The sequence below is a fragment of the Sphingopyxis sp. genome (assembly GCF_035998965.1).
GTDB lineage: Bacteria > Pseudomonadota > Alphaproteobacteria > Sphingomonadales > Sphingomonadaceae > Sphingopyxis.
This window is the reverse complement of sequence record NZ_DASYHE010000030.1, coordinates 1-15197: the sequence shown is the minus strand read 5'-3', so window position 1 is coordinate 15197 and position 15197 is coordinate 1. Positions and strand designations below refer to the sequence as shown.

The 15197-nt window shown below is 65.6% G+C and carries 13 protein-coding genes; 5 read left to right on the top strand and 8 right to left on the bottom strand.

Going from position 1 to position 15197, the window contains the following annotated elements; genetic code table 11:
- Nucleotide 1: 1 nt before the first annotated feature.
- Genes VGN68_RS03850 through VGN68_RS03830 form a run of 5 tightly spaced genes read right to left on the bottom strand, consistent with a single transcriptional unit; the run spans nt 2 to nt 7426 of the window.
- A complete protein-coding gene (locus tag VGN68_RS03850; RefSeq protein WP_234180905.1) occupies nt 2-3241 on the bottom strand; it encodes an efflux RND transporter permease subunit in 3240 nt (1079 codons plus the stop codon).
- Nucleotides 3238-4386 carry an efflux RND transporter periplasmic adaptor subunit gene (locus VGN68_RS03845; protein WP_234180903.1) on the bottom strand — a complete coding sequence of 383 codons (1149 nt, stop codon included), beginning with the start codon at nt 4384-4386 and terminating at the stop codon, nt 3238-3240. Before VGN68_RS03845 ends, VGN68_RS03850 begins: the two co-directional genes overlap by 4 nt.
- A complete protein-coding gene (locus tag VGN68_RS03840; protein WP_234180901.1) occupies nt 4383-5651 on the bottom strand; it encodes a TolC family protein in 1269 nt (422 codons plus the stop codon). The genes VGN68_RS03845 and VGN68_RS03840 overlap by 4 nt, the downstream gene beginning before the upstream one ends.
- Nucleotides 5652-5702: 51 nt before the next feature.
- On the bottom strand, nt 5703-6044 hold the full coding sequence (locus VGN68_RS03835) for a hypothetical protein (RefSeq protein ID WP_217372984.1): 342 nt from the start codon (nt 6042-6044) through the stop codon (nt 5703-5705).
- Between the two features lie 41 nt (nt 6045-6085).
- On the bottom strand, nt 6086-7426 hold the full coding sequence (locus VGN68_RS03830; RefSeq protein ID WP_234180899.1) for an MFS transporter: 1341 nt from the start codon (nt 7424-7426) through the stop codon (nt 6086-6088).
- Between the two features lie 141 nt (nt 7427-7567).
- On the opposite strand from VGN68_RS03830, the gene VGN68_RS03825 reads away from it, so the two are divergent.
- From VGN68_RS03825 to VGN68_RS03810, 4 genes are all read left to right on the top strand, one after another.
- Nucleotides 7568-7843 carry a metal-sensing transcriptional repressor gene (locus VGN68_RS03825; RefSeq protein ID WP_217372986.1) on the top strand — a complete coding sequence of 92 codons (276 nt, stop codon included), beginning with the start codon at nt 7568-7570 and terminating at the stop codon, nt 7841-7843.
- 70 nt (nt 7844-7913) lie between these two features.
- Nucleotides 7914-8258: a hypothetical protein gene (locus VGN68_RS03820; protein ID WP_234180897.1), complete on the top strand. Its 345-nt coding sequence runs from the start codon at nt 7914-7916 to the stop codon at nt 8256-8258.
- An 86-nt stretch (nt 8259-8344) separates the two neighbouring features.
- The gene (locus tag VGN68_RS03815; protein WP_407047199.1) at nt 8345-9046 is read left to right on the top strand and encodes a HupE/UreJ family protein; all 702 of its coding nucleotides are present in this window, start codon (nt 8345-8347) and stop codon (nt 9044-9046) included.
- 15 nt (nt 9047-9061) lie between these two features.
- The gene (locus VGN68_RS03810; RefSeq protein WP_234180895.1) at nt 9062-9718 is read left to right on the top strand and encodes a transmembrane anchor protein; all 657 of its coding nucleotides are present in this window, start codon (nt 9062-9064) and stop codon (nt 9716-9718) included.
- A gap of 98 nt (nt 9719-9816) precedes the next feature.
- Here the strand turns inward: VGN68_RS03810 and VGN68_RS03805 are convergent, their stop codons facing one another.
- The 3 genes from VGN68_RS03805 to VGN68_RS03795 all read right to left on the bottom strand — a co-directional run bounded on the left by VGN68_RS03805 (nt 9817) and on the right by VGN68_RS03795 (nt 14377).
- Complete coding sequence (locus VGN68_RS03805) at nt 9817-10644, bottom strand: class I SAM-dependent methyltransferase (protein ID WP_327474007.1); 828 nt, start codon at nt 10642-10644, stop codon at nt 9817-9819.
- Between the two features lie 6 nt (nt 10645-10650).
- On the bottom strand, nt 10651-11256 hold the full coding sequence (locus VGN68_RS03800) for a cation transporter (RefSeq protein ID WP_234180890.1): 606 nt from the start codon (nt 11254-11256) through the stop codon (nt 10651-10653).
- A 115-nt stretch (nt 11257-11371) separates the two neighbouring features.
- Nucleotides 11372-14377: an efflux RND transporter permease subunit gene (locus VGN68_RS03795; protein WP_294033978.1), complete on the bottom strand. Its 3006-nt coding sequence runs from the start codon at nt 14375-14377 to the stop codon at nt 11372-11374.
- On the opposite strand from VGN68_RS03795, the gene VGN68_RS03790 reads away from it, so the two are divergent.
- On the top strand, nt 14307-15197 hold an 891-nt coding region (locus VGN68_RS03790; protein ID WP_294033977.1), incomplete at its 3' end, for an efflux RND transporter permease subunit. The two genes, VGN68_RS03795 and VGN68_RS03790, sit on opposite strands and share 71 nt — an antisense overlap.

Sequence of the window (15197 nt, the reverse complement as noted above, 5' to 3'; positions counted from 1 at the left end):
GTCAGCTTGCCGTGGCCGGTTCCACCGTATCGCCCGGCCGCTGGTTGGCGGCTGCGGACCGGCGATAGAGCCAGGCCGAGATCGCCGGCAGGACGAGCAGGGTGAGCGCGGTGCAGGTGATCAGGCCGCCGATGACGACCGTGGCCAGCGGCCGCTGGACCTCGGCGCCGGTTCCCGTTGCAAGCGCCATCGGCACAAAGCCGAGGCTCGCCACGAGCGCCGTCATCAGTACCGGACGCACGCGCTCCATCGCGCCGCCGATGATCGCTTCATCATCCCCGATTCCCGCATCGCGGCGGCTGCGGATCGCGCTCATCATGACGAGGCCGTTGAGGACGGCGACGCCCGATAGCGCGATGAACCCGACCGCGGCCGTGATCGAGAAGGGGATTCCCCGCAGCAGCAGCGCGAAGACGCCGCCCGCGAGGGCCATCGGCACCGCGCTGAACACGATCGCCGCCGGCCGGAAGCCGCCGAGCGCCATGTAAAGCAGGGCGTAAATGGCAAGGAAGCAGATCGGCACCACGATCAGCAGGCGAAGCCGGGCCGACTGGAGACTTTCGAACGTGCCGCCCCAATCGGTATACATGCCCGCTGGCAGGTCGAGCGCCCCGATCTTGTCCTGCGCCTCGGTGACGAAACCGCCGAGATCGCGGCCGCGCACATTGACCTGCACCACGACCATCCGCTTGCCATTTTCGCGGCTGATCTGGTTGAGGCCCTGCGTGTAGCTGAACTTTGCTACTTCGCGGAGCGGGATCGAGCTCGCGATCTGCCCTTCGCCCGCCGCGAGCATCACCGGGATCGAACCCAATGTCTCGAGGTCGTCGCGCTGGGCATCGGGCAGGCGGACGACCACCGAGAAGCGGCGATCGCCCTCGAAGAGAAGTCCGGCCTCCCGCCCGCCGAGCGCAGCCGCAACCGTGTTCGCGACCTCCTCGACCGACAGCCCGTAGCGGGCTGCCGCCTGGTGATCGATCTTGACGTCGAAGGTCGGAGCCCCCGACGTCTGCTCGGCGCTGACGTCGCCTGCACCCGGAATACGCCGCAAAACCCCCGCGATGCGGTTCGCCTGCACGCTCATGGCGTCGAGATCGTCTCCGTAGAGCTTCACGGCCACGTCGGCGCGAACGCCGGCGATCAGTTCGTTGAAGCGCATCTGGATCGGCTGCTGAATCTCGGTGCGATTGCCGATGAGCGGTTTCATCCGCTCCTCGATGCGGCGAAGGATGTCCTCCTTGCTCTTCACCTCGGCTGGCCATTCGTCTTCCGGCTTCGGAATCACATAAGTGTCCGACGCATTGGGCGGCATCGGGTCGGTCCCGAGATCGGCATTCCCGTTCTTCGAGAAGACGAGCGCAACCTCGGGCAAGGACTTCAGCGCATCCTCGATGCGAAGCTGCATCTGCGTCGACTGGTCGATCGACGCCGAGGGCACGCGGAAGTTGGTGACCGTGATGTCCTTCTCGTCGAGCTGCGGCATGAACTCCTCACCGAGGAAGCCGAATGCCAGCACCGCGGCGAGGAAGACGCCGACGCCTGACGCCACGAAGGGCTGCGGGCGCGCGACGGCCTTTTTCAGGAGCGGCTCATATTTCTCCTTGAACCAGCGGATCGGCTTGACCTCGGTCTCGCTGACCTTGCCCTTGATCACGATGGCGATCATCGCGGGGATGAAGGTCAGCGAGAGGACGAAGGCGGCTGCGAGTGCGAGCATCAGGGTGATCGCCATCGGCGCGAAGGTCTTGCCCTCGACGCCCTGGAAGGTGAGCAGCGGTACGAAGACGAGGAAGATGATGAGCTGACCATAGACGGTCGGCCGGATCATCTCCTGCGCCGCAAGCGTGGTTTCCTCCATTCGTTCGGAGCGGCTGAGCAAACGCCCTTCATGCTCCTGCCTTTCGGCAAGCCGGCGCAGGGCATTTTCGACGATGATGACGGCGCCATCGACGATCAGGCCGAAGTCGAGCGCGCCGAGACTCATCAGATTGCCCGAGACGCCGAGCGCGTTCATGCCCGATGCCGTCATCAGCATCGTGATCGGAATGACCGCAGCGGTGATCAGCGCGGCGCGGATATTGCCGAGCAGCAGGAAGAGCACCGCGATGACGAGCAAGGCGCCCTCGACGAGATTCTTCTCGACGGTGGCGATCGTCGCATTGACCAGCTTCGAGCGGTTATAGACGGGCTCGGCGAACACGTCCGGCGGCAGGTTCTTGTTGATCGCCGTCAGTTTCTCGGCCGCGCTGGTGGCGACGATACGGCTATTGTCGCCAGTGAGCATCAGCACGGTCGAAATGACCGCCTCCGAGCCCATGCGGCTGCCCGACCCGGTGCGCACCGCGCCCCCGATCACCACTTCGCCGACATCCTTCACGCGAACGGGAACGCCCGCGCGCGTCGCGACGACGGCTTCCTGGATATCCTCGATCGACTTCAGCCGCGCGTCGGCGCGAACGAGAAAGCTCTCGCCGGCCCGGCGCACATAGTTGGAGCCCGCCGATAGATTGGCGCGTTCGAGCGCGTCGGCCAGTTCGGTGATCGAGAGGCCGTAAGTCGACAGCGCGTTGAGATTGGGCTGAACGAGATATTGCTTCACATAGCCGCCGTTGGAATCGACGCCGGCAACCCCTGGAACCGTTCGCATCTGCGGACGGATGATCCAGTCCTGGACCGTGCGCAGATAGGCAGCTTTGGCCAGTTCGGTCGTCAGACGCTCGCCCTCGGGGGTGAGGTAGGCGCCGTCCGATTGCCAGCCGGGCTTGCCGTCGACGATATTTGTCTGCTTTCCATCCGGGTGGCGGAAGGCGACCGAGTAGAAGAAGATTTCGCCGAGACCCGTGCTGAGCGGCGACAGGTTGGGCTGGACCCCGTCGGGCAGGCTGTCCTTCGCCTGCGCGAGGCGTTCGGTCACCTGCTGACGCGCGAAATAGATGTCGGTGTCATCGGTGAACACCGCCGTGACCTGGCTGAAGCCGTTGCGCGTGAGCGAGCGGGTCAGCGTCAGCCCGGGAATCCCGGCGAGCGCCGTCTCGACAGGAAAGGTTACCTGCTTTTCCATGTCGACCGGGCCGAGCGTCGGATTGAAAGTGTTGATCTGGACCTGGCGGTTGGTGACGTCGGGCACGGCGTCGATCGGCAGCTTGGTAATCTGCCAGAGGCCGAAGCCGAAAACGATCAGGGTCAGGAAGGCGACGAACCATCGCCCCCTGACCGAGAGACTGAGGATGCGCGCGATCATTCCGCTGCCTCCTTTTCAAGCTCGGCCTTGAGCAGGAAGGCGTTGGTGGTCGCGATCGGCGTGCCCGCCTTGATCCCCGAGAGGATCGAGACGAGCCCGGCGCTGCGCCCGCCGACCTGCACGGTCTGCGCCCGGAAGCCCTTCGTGGTGCGGACGAAAACGACCGTGCGGTCGCCGATCGTCTGCACGGCATCCTGCGGGACCATGACTCCGTTGGTGATGGCGCCGCCGCTCGCGAAGATGCGGGCCTTCACCAGCTGCCCGGGAAGCAGCGTGCCCGCGACCGAGGGTGTGATGACCACGGTCGCCGACCGGGTCGTCGGATCGACGACGCCGGTTTCGGAGCGCACGCGCCCCTCGATCATGCGGCCGTCGTTCGTCGTTAGCTCGACCCGGTCTCCCGCGCGGACGCGGCCGGCATCGGCCGGCGGCAGGCTCGCGGTGATCTGCATCCGGCTGGGATCGGCGACCCGGAACAGTTCGGACTCGGCGGCGACGAACTGGCCGAGATTGGCTTGCGCCGCGGTAACACGTCCGGTCACGGGACTGACGACGGCGACCGACCGCCCGTCCGAGGCGACCTTTGCGGCACCGGCAGCGGCGCTCGCGCGCCGCGCTTCCGCCTGCGCCACCGCGAGATTGGCCTCGGCGATTTCATAGTCGGCCCTCGGGCTCACCCCCTGACCGAGCAGCCTCTTCTCGCGTTCGAGCTGGCGCGCTGCCAGCCGCTCGCGAGCGGCGGCAGCGTCGCGGTCGGTCGCGATCGTCGAGGCATCGCGGCTTTCGACGAGCGCCAGCGTTTCGCCGGCCCGCACCGGATCGCCGATCCGCTTGAAGATGCGCGTCACCGTTCCCGGCGCGCGCGCCGTGAGCACGGCGACGGCATCGGGTGTCGCCTCGACCGTGGCTGCGGCGGGTATCGCGGCATCGAGTTCGCCGCCTGCCGCGGGCGCGACCCCGATCTGCGACAGCGAAATCCCGTCGGCCGAGATCACCACCTCATTGGACGGCGCGGCCTCGGCCTTGGCCGGAGCCTCGGGAGCCGGAGCATCGCTCCCGGTGAGTTGAGCGATCCCGAAGCCCAGGGCCACGGCAAGCGCCAACGCGGTCGCCGCGCCGGCATAGAAACGATTCTTCTCGGTCATTGGATTTCCTCCCCTGTGATGGTGCGGCCCTGGAGACGGGCGAGCGCAGCGCGCGCGTCGAACCTCTCGGACAGCGCGTCGAGCAGCGTGCCGCGCGCGGCACTGAGACCGCGCCGCGCGGCGATGAGTTCGATGAGCGGGGACTTGCCCGCCTCATAGGCGATGCGAGCGAGCCGATAGGCCTCGTCGGCGGTCTCGAACGTCTGCTCGGCGGCGGCGACACGCTCGTCGGCGGCCTCGTTGAAGGCCATCGCCGACTTGATGCCCGCCTCGGCGTCGAGGCGCGCCGCCGTCGCGCGCGCTTCGGCGCCCTGTTTTTCCGCGAGTGCCGCCGAGATATTGCCGCGGTTGCGATCGAAGAGCGGCAGCGGCACGCTGACGCCGACGAGCATCGCATTCGCCTTGTCGGCCTCGATACGGCGGACGCCGAGCGAGACGGTGACATCGGGAATCGCCTGACGCTTCGCGACCTCGACGCGGTAGGCGGCCGCTTCGCGTTCCGCCTGTGCCGCGAGATAAGGCGCCGTTTGCAGCGGATCGGCCGGCCCATATTTGGGCGTTGCCTCGAACCGCGCCAGCACCCGCTCGGAGAGGCTGGTGTAGCTCATCCCCTGGCCCGCCAGCGCGGACAGCAGGGCATAGGCCTGGACCCGCTCTGCCCTTGCCGTCGATATCGCGGCCTGGAGCGTCGCCACCTCGGTCTCGGCCTGCAGCCGGCGAAGCCTTGTTTCCTTGCCCGCATCGACGAGCGCCGCCGCGATACGAAGATCGTCGCGGGCCTCGCTGAGGCTGCCCTCGGTCAGGGCAAGGCGGCGGTCGGCGATCTCGGCCGCGGCATAGGCCCGGGCAAGATCATAGGCGTAGGTGAGCAAGGCTTCGCGCCCGCGCGCCCGCGCCGCCACAACACCCGCTTCGCCGGCGGCGATGCGCGCAGAGCGTTTGCCGCCGAGTTCGAACGGCTGGTTGTATTGGATCGTCGTTTCGGAGCGGTTGAACCCGCTATAAGGCTGCTTGCCGCCGATATTCTCGGCGAGGCCGCTGACGGTCGGATTGGGACGCACCCGGGCTTGCTCGGCAAGGCCTTCGGCACGGGCGATATCGGCTTCGATGATCTGCGTTCGCGGCGCCTCGGCGCTTTGGCCGAAGAGTTGGTCGAACGAAGGTGCGGGTTGCGCAGCAGCATTCGCGGCGGCAAGCGCGCCGACGGCGGTACATAGGCCCAGGAACGCCCTGCGCAGGCGTCGCTGGCCGATCATATCGGTCATGGAAAATCTCCTAGAATGAAGGATGCAGGCGCCGGCGACCGGCGCGCAGCCTCACATTCTAGGCGGTCGCAGAAGTCCCTCGGGCGCGGTGCTCGCCCAGTCGAGATCGAGCCGGTAGGCCCAACGGGCTCCGGCGAGCAGGAAGCCCGACCAGATTTGAAGTTGCGGCGAGATGTCGGCGAGACCCTGCATCATCCCGTGCGTGATCTTGTGAAGATCGATCTCGGGGGGTGAGGTTTCGCCATCGTCATGGTGCGCCACGGCCGCCGTAACCTGCGAATCGTCGTGGCCTGCCAGCGCGCCGTGCCAGCCGCTCGCGCCCATCACATTGGCGAGCGCGAGAATGGCGAGCAGGGCGCCGAACCAAAGCGCGGCGCCGGGCAGCAATCGCATAACGCGACGCCGCGCCACCGTGGCGGAAGGACGCGCGCGCGTCATGGCTTGCCCACCCATCGCTCGTGGAGATCGTCGATCACATAAGCGTGGCTCGCACCATCGGCATGTTGGCGCCGCAGATGTTCATGGTCGGCCGGCAGATCGGGGTGATCGTGCGCGATCGCATCGGGATCGCTCGCAGGCCAGAGCAGGAGGCCGAGCAAGGTCCCGAAAAGGGCAATTGCCGCCATGGCGGCAAAGGCGGCGGTCATCGAGACCCCCGCGCCCAGCTGTCCGACCAGCGGATAGGTTATGAGCCAGCAGATGTGACTGAGCGCGAACTGCGCTGCGAACAGCGCCGGCCGGTCTTCGGCATTTGCGGAGCGCTTGAGCAGCCGTCCCGAAGGCGTGATGCTCATCGAATAGGCAATGCCGAGAACCGCCCAGCCGCCGAGCAGGATATACCAATAGGTCATGCCCGCCGGCACGATGCTGCTGATCCAAGCGAGCGCGGCGAGCCCCGCCACGAGGATGGCGGCCGAAAGCAGCATCACGCGCCGATCCGGAATCCGGTCGAGGATGCGCGGCAGGATGAAGGCGGCGGCCATCGATCCGAAGCCATAGGCCGCAAGCGTGAGCGCGACATCCTGCTGGGTCATGCCGAGCCGGTCGCGGACGATGACGACCGTGTTGACGATGACCATCGAGCTTGCCGCCGCGGCGGCAAGCGTGACCGCGAGGAGCCCGCGCAGCCGCGGCGTCTTCAGATAGATGCGAATGCCGCGGGTCGTCTTGGCATAGATGCTGGTGTCGCGGCTGGCCGAACGCTCGGGGCGCGGCAGGGTGACCGACAGCACGAGGAGCGCAGAGGCGATGAAGCCGACGGCGGTCCCCGAAAAGAGCCAGTGAAAGTTGATGACGGTTAGGAGCGCGGCGGCGAGCAGCGGGCTCGTGATATTCTCCATGTCATAGGCGAGCCGCGAGAGCGACAGGGCGCGCGTATAGTCGCGCTCGTCGGGCAATACGTCGGGGATCGTCGCCTGGAACGTGGGCGTGAAGGCCGCGGATGCCGACTGGAGAACGAAGATCAGAAGATAGATTTGCCAGATTTCGCTGACGAACGGCAGGCAGATCGCGACCGCAGCGCGAACGAGATCGAGCGTGACCAGAAGCGCGCGCCGCGGCACCCGGTCGGCGAAGGCTCCGGCGATCGGCGCGATCCCGATATAGGCAGCCATCTTGATCGCGAGCGCGGTGCCGAGCACGACGCCCGCGTCGCCGCCGGCGATGTCATAAGCCAGAAGTCCGAGCGCAATCGTCGCCAGCCCCGTCCCGACCAATGCGATGATCTGGGCGAGCAGGAGATGCCGATAAGTGCGATTGGCGAGTACTGCGAGCATTTTTCCGGGCTTGAAATATATCCCCCTGGGGGGATATGGGCCCTATAGACAAGCCGCCGCGATGACGTCAACTGCACCGCGGAAATTTGAGAGATATTAAGGTTGCGAGCCCAAGAGCTCCTCGACCGCAGAGATTTGACCATGGCCGACCATCATCACCCGCATCAGCACACGACCCATCCCGCGATCATCAAACGCCTCAACCGCGCGACGGGGCATCTGAAGAGCATCGTCGGCATGATCGAGGAAGGCCGTCCCTGCACCGATATCGCGATGCAGCTGTCGGCCGTCGAGAAAGCGGTCGCCAATGCCAAGCGCACGCTGATCGAGGACCATATCGGTCATTGTATCGGCGGCGACGCGGACGTGGGCGACAAGGCGATGGCCGAGTTTCGCGCCATTTCGAAGTATCTCTAGCTCCGGCCCCTTACGGATTTTCCCTGACCCGCTCATGCTCCGCCGCTCGCGCCCTAGCCTTTTAATGCTGATGATGCTCTGCCTGACGGCGGCGGCGATGCTGCTGTCCGTCGCCAACACGGCGGTCAGCCACAGCCCGGTCGCAATGCTCGCGGCCGAGGCCGAGCGGCACGCCGAGCTCGCTGCCGAGGTTGCCGATCATGGGCATTCCCACGACACCGGCGACGAGAATGAGCGCGGTGCGGGTCACATGCACGGGCATAACCCTGCCGATCACAATCATGATCCGCCACTCGCCACTCCGGCTCTCCGGATCGACCCGTCGGTCGTGACAGCGACCTGGACCGGCTTCGCGCCCGCGGCGCTCGACGGTCGCAGGGGGCCAAGGCTCGACCGCCCACCCGACCGCGCCTGACTGCGAAATCGACGCCGCTTGTCGCGGCATCCATCTACGCATTTCAGGATAATTTTATGATCAAGGCTCTTACAGGGCCAGGGCGCATGGATAGTGCGCGCTGGCGATTCCTGCTGTTTTTCGTTCTCGCCGCCATGTCCTTCGTCTTCGCGACGGGTGAGGCCATGGCCCATGCCGTCGCCGAAGGTGACAAGGGATATATCCAGGAGATCAGCGGGGTGAACATCCTCGCCTTCATGTATCTCGGCGCGAAGCATATGGTCACCGGTTACGACCATATCCTCTTCCTCTTCGGCATCATCTTCTTCCTCTACCGGATGAAGCATATCGCGCTGTACGTCAGCCTCTTCGCGATCGGCCATTCGACGACGATGCTGCTCGGGGTCTTCTTCGACTTCGGGATCAACAGCTATATCATCGATGCGATCATCGGCTTCTCGATCGTCTACAAGGCACTCGACAATCTCGGCGCCTATCAGCGCTGGTTCGGCTTCCAGCCGAACACCAAGGTTGCGACGCTCATATTCGGCTTCTGCCATGGCTTCGGCCTCGCCACGAAGATCATCGAGTATGACATCTCGCCGGACGGGCTGCTGCCGAACCTGCTCGCCTTCAACGTCGGGGTCGAAATCGGCCAGCTTCTCGCGCTCGGCGCGATCCTGATCGTGATGGGCTTCTGGCGCCGGACCGACAGCTTCTGGAAGCACGCTTATACCGCGAACGTGGTCATGATGGCCGCGGGCTTCCTTCTCATCGGATATCAGCTGACCGGCTACGCGGTCTCCTAATCAAGGACTTGTCTCATGTATAATTCGAATATTCCCTCGAAGTCCGAGCTGCCGAGCACCGGCAAGCTCATCACCTCGACCGTCATCGCCATGGCGACGGCGGGTGTGCTGCTCGTCACCGTCGTCCTGCCGTCCGAATATGCGATCGACCCGACCGGCGTCGGGCGCGTGCTTGGCCTTACCGAAATGGGCGAGATCAAGACGCAGCTCGCCGAGGAGGCGGCCGCAGACCGCGCCGCGGACAAGAGCGCCCAGATCGAGGCCGCGGCATCGGGCATGACGGTCGGCGAAGCCGAGGCCGCACCGGAGGATGTAGCGGCGGAGGCCGAGGGTGCGGCTCCGGCCGCCGCAGCCGGAGGACGTCAGGACGAGCTTCGCATCACGCTCGCCCCAGGCGAAGGCGCCGAAGTGAAGCTGGTCATGAAGGCGGGCGGCAAGTCCAACTTCGCCTGGACCGCGGTCGGCGGACCGGTCAATGTCGACGTCCATGGCGACGGCGGCGGCAAGTCGATCAGCTACAAGAAGGATCGCAATGTGACCCGCGACGACGGCGTGATGACGGCCGAGTTCGACGGGAATCACGGCTGGTTCTGGCGCAACCGCGGCGATGCGCCGGTAACGGTAATCGTCAAGGCGCAGGGCGCGCACAGCGAAATGAAGCGCGCAATGTAAGGCTCGCGGAAGCGATCCATGAGGGGGCCGGGCCGCACACGCGACCCGGCCCTTTTCTTTTGTGTTTGGCGCCGGGCATCAGCGCGCGGTCGCGGGGATTACGGCCGGATCGCGCCCGGCTTTCGCCAGGCGGCGCTGAAGCTTGATCCGACCATGCCGACGGACAGGCCGAGCGGCGCGGCGAGGCGAGCGAGCCATCGCGCGGCTCGAAGTTTCGCGGGCGATTGTCCCATCGCTTTGCGAGCCGCGCACCAGCGTGCGCCCCTGTCGGCGCGGTCGAGATTTTCATAGTCGGTGAAGGCGCGGACGAGGCGAAGCGGATTGAGGCCGCGCTGAAACTCTGACGTGCGTCCCGGCAGTTTGCGATCGACCCATCGCGGCCAATAGTTGACGAACCAGCGTCCCGAATGAACCTCGCGCGGCGCTAGGCGGCTCGCCGTTCCCGACACGAGCAGGAGCCCGCCCGGGCGCAGCAGCCGCCGCAGCTCCAGCAGAATATCCGCCAACTCCTCGCGCCGCACATATTCGAGGACGCTGATGGCGAGGACGATGTCGAAGCTTTCGTCGGGAAAGGGAATGTGCCGCGTGTCGGGGACATGGCGAAAGTCCACGGCCGCGCCGGCACCATATCGTTCGGCGTTGAGCCGTGCGAGCGCGATGGCCTCTTCATCGACGTCGATTGCGGTGACCGCGGCTCCCATCTTTGCGGCAACGATCGCGCTTGCGCCATAATTGCAGCCAGACTCGAGAAGCCTCTGCCCTTCTATTTTCCCGGCATAGGCGGCGAGGAGATGCCGGATTTCCCGCGCGGCGACGGGAACATAGCCGCCCACCCATTTGCTGTCCGGATCGAGGCCGAGCGCCTTTGCCTGCTCCCTGAAACGGCGGTCGGCTGCGCTATCCGTGATGACGGGGTCGCTCCACATCGGGTGTCAATCCTCGCCGTCCGCCCGTTTGCGCGCCTCAGCGCGCGCGTCGCGAAGAATCTCGATGCCGCCCTTGATGGCGATCAGCGCGGTCGCGAACCCGACCAGAAGATCGGGCCAGTTCGTCCCGAGCCACCAGACGAGCACGCCGGCGATCAGGATGCCGCCGTTAGAAATGAAATCGTTGAAGCTGAAGGTGGTCGCGGCGCGCAGGTTGACGTCGGGCTTCTGAATCCGCTGGAGCAGCTTCAGGCAGATATAGTTCACGACAGCGGCGACCGCCGACATGATCATCATCGTCTGGCCGATCGGCTCGCTTCCCTGAAGGTAGCGGCGCCCGACGTCGAAGAGAACGCCGGCGGCAAAGATGAGCAGCATGATGCCCGATGCCGTGGCGGCGCGGGTCTTCCACAACAGGCCGTGGCGGAGCGCCACGAGGCTCAGCGCATAGACGGCGGCGTCGGAGAAATTGTCGAGGCCGTTGGCGATGAGCGCGCTGGAATCGCCGATGGCGCCTGTGACAAGAAAAGCGGCGGCGATCGCGGCGTTGAGCAGAAGGACGATCCAGAGGGTGCGGCGTTCGAGGTCGGCGTTCGCCTGGCTGTTCGTCATAACCGTGTCCTTCCTTCGCTCTTCCTGAAGAAGGAGCGGAACCTCGACGAGGTTCCGCCCAGTATGTCCCGTTGCCGCCTTCGTCGGGGGAGCGTCGCGGCGGCAACGGGGGGTTTCATTCCGCGGGGACGGGCACGCCCTCCGCCGGTGGGGTGCTCGGCCGCTCCTTCTGCTCGGCGCGGCGATGCACGAGCATGTAAAGCGCCGGGAGCACGAGCAGCGTCAGGATCGTCGACGAGATGATCCCGCCGATCACGACCGTCGCCAGCGGCCTTTGGACTTCCGAGCCCGCACCCACATTGACCGCCATCGGCACGAAGCCGAGCGAGGCGACCAATGCGGTCATCATCACCGGTCTCAAGCGCGTGAGCGCGCCTTCGCGGATCGCCTCGAGCAGCTCTTTGCCGCGCTCGCGCAAATCCTTGATGAAGGAGAGCATCACGACCCCGTTGAGCACCGCCACGCCCGAGAGCGCGATGAAGCCGACACCCGCGGAGATCGACAGCGGAATGCCGCGAAGGGCCAGCGCGGCCACGCCTCCCGTCAGCGCGAGTGGCACTCCGGAGAAGACGATCGCCGCATCCCGAACCGATCCGAAGAGGCTGAACAGCAGTCCGAAGATCAGCAGCAGCACCACCGGCACCACGATCTGGAGCCGGGTCGCTGCCGACTGGAGCTGCTCGAAGGTGCCGCCATATTCGACATAATAGCCCTCGGGCAGTTCAACCTCGCTGTCGACCTTGGCCTGCAGCTCCTCCACGAACGAACCGAGGTCGCGGCCCCGGACGTTCGCGGTCACGACGGCCCGCCGCTTCCCATTCTCGCGGCTGACCTGGTTGGGGCCGGCGGCAAGCGAGATGTCGGCAAGTTCCGAGAGCGGGACCCACCCGCCATTGGGAAGTGCCACCGGCAGATTGCCGAGTGCCGGCAGGTTCGTTCGCATATCCTCCGGCAAGCGCACGACGACGTCGAAACGCCGGTCGCCCTCGAACAATTGCCCGGCCGCCCGTCCACCGGTTGCAGTCGAGACGGCATCCTGAAGCGTCTGGAGGCTGACGCCGTAGCGGGCGAGACTGTCCCTGCGCGGCGTGACGGAAAGCATCGGCAGGCCGGTGACCTGTTCGAGCTTCACATCCTGTGCGCCCTCGACGCCGCCGACCATCTCCTCGATTGCCTGCCCGGTCTTGAGCAATTGATCGAGATCGTCGCCGAAGAGCTTGATCGCGACGTCCGAGCGAACACCCGCAATCAGCTCGTTCATGCGCATCTGGACGGGCTGCGTGAACTCGTAATTGTTGCCGGGGATTTCGGCGACCGCCTTGTTGAGTTCGGCAACCAGCTGTTCCCTCGGCTTTCTCGGATCGGGCCAGTCGCTCCTGTCCTTGAGGATGATGAAATTATCCGCAACCGAAGGCGGCATGGGGTCGGTCGCGACGTCGGGCGTGCCGATCTTCGCGAAGACCCGTTCGACTTCGGGGAATTTGCGGATGCGGGATTCGAGCGCTTCCTGCATCTCGATCGATTGCCCGAGACTGGTGCCCGGGATGCGCATCGCATGCATCGCGATGTCGCCCTCGTCGAGATTGGGGATGAACTCGGAACCGAGCCGCGAGGCGAGCAGGCCGCTCGCGACAACGAGCAGCAGCGCGCCCGCGATCGCGACCTTGGGCCAGTTGAGCGCCCGCTCGAGCATCGGCCGATAGCCTTGGCCAAGGCGGCGCATCAGCCAGTTTTCCTTCTCTTCGACCTTGCCCGTGACGAACAGCGCGACGGCCGCAGGCACGAAGGTGAGCGAGAGCAGGAGTGCGGCGGTCAGCGCGAGGACGACGGTGATCGCCATCGGGTGGAAGGTCTTCCCTTCGACGCCCTCGAGCGCGAAGATCGGAAGATAGACCGCCGTGATGATGATGATGCCGAAGATGCTCGGGCGGATGACCTCGGCGCTTGCCGATGCCACGAGGCCGAAGCGTTCGTCGCGATCGAGCAGGCGCCCGAGACGGTGCTGCGCTTCGCCGAGACGCCGGAGGCAATTCTCGACGATGATGACCGCCCCGTCGACGATCAGACCGAAGTCCAGCGCGCCGAGGCTCATGAGGTTCGCCGACGTGCGCGTCTGCAGCATGCCGGTGAGCGTCATCAGCATCGAGATGGGGATGACCGCCGCCGTGATCAGTGCGGCGCGGAAGTTCCCGAGCAGCAGGAAGAGGATCACGATGACGAGCAGCGCCCCTTCGGCGAGGTTCTTCTCGACCGTCCAGATCGTCCGCTCGACGAGCGACGTCCGATCATAGAGCGTTCGCACCTCGACACCCTCGGGGAGCGCCTTGGCCGCCTCTTCGAGCCGTTCCGCCGACGCCTGGGCGACCACGCGCGGGTTTTCGCCGATCAGCATCGCCACCGTGGCGAGCACGACTTCCTTGCCATTCTCGGTGGCTGCGCCGGTCCGTAGACCCGAGCCGATGGCGACATCGGCCACATCCTTGATGCGGATGGGCACGCCGCCGCGCGTCGTGATCAGGATTTCCGAGAGGTCCTGCTCGTTGCCGGCCTGGCCGGGAACGCGGATCAGGATCTGCTCGCCGCCGCGCTCGACATAGCCCGCGCCGCGGTTGGCATTGTTGCTCTCCAGCGCGCCGACGACGTCGTTGAGGGAGAGATTGAGCGAAGCCAGCGCGGCGGGATTGGGGGTGATATGATATTGGCGGGCATAGCCGCCGATCGTGTTGATCTCCGCGACCCCGGGCACCGTGCGCATCTGCGGGCGGATGACCCAGTCGGTCATCGTCCGCAGATCCTCGGCATTATAGGGCGTCCCGTCAGGCTTCTTCGCGCCGGGCTTGGCCTCGACCGAGAACATGAAGATCTCGCCGAGCCCCGTCGAAATCGGCCCCATTTCGGGCTCGCTTCCGTCAGGCAGCTGCGCTTTCGCCGCCTGTATGCGCTCGTTTACCTGCTGGCGGGCGAAGTAGATGTCGGTGCCGTCCTTAAACACCACCGTCACCTGGCTCAGCCCGTAGCGCGAGATCGACCGCGTGTAGGAAAGGTTGGGGATGCCGGCGATCGCGGTCTCGATCGGGAAGGTGATGCGCTGCTCGGCTTCGAGCGGCGAATATGGTCTCACCGCCGCCGCGGTGAACACCCAGCTCGTCCAGCTCAACGTCAATGCGGCCGGCGGCCGGATGGAGGTCGCAGGCTCCGAGCAGGCGGTCCGCATCCTCGGCAATGCGAGCAGCGCCAACGCCCTCGGCGAGACGCTGATCTCGGTCGGGACGAACCGGACCGTGCGCCTCGCCGATATCGCCGAGGTCAAGGATCTCTACGCCGAGCAGCGCTCGGTCTCGAAGCAGGACGGGCGGCAGGTGCTGACCTTCGGCTTCGAGCGCGCAAAAGGCGCCTCCGATGTCACCGTCTATGACGCGGCGGTCGAGGAGCTGCGAAAACTCGAAAAGGAAAACCCCAAGGTCAAATTCACCGAGCTGTTCAGCGACATCGAATATACCAAGGGCCAATATCATTCGGCGATCAATGCGATGGTCGAGGGCGCGATCCTCGCGGTCGTCGTCGTCTTCCTTTTCTTGCGCGACTGGCGCGCGACGCTGATCTCGGCGCTCGCCATCCCGCTGTCGGCGGTCCCGACCTTCCTGTTCATGGACCTCATGGGCTTCTCGCTCAACATGATGACCTTGCTCGCATTGAGCCTCGTTGCCGGCGTGCTGGTCGACGATGCGATCGTCGAGATCGAGAATATCGTGCGCCACATGCGGATGGGCAAATCGGCCTATCAGGCCTCGATCGATGCCGCCGACGAGATCGGCCTCGCGGTGCTCGCGACAACCATGACGATCGTCGCGGTGTTCCTGCCGGTCGGGCTGATGCCGGGCGTCGCCGGGCAATATTTCAAGAATTTCGGACTGACGGTCGTGGCCGCGGTGCTGATGAGC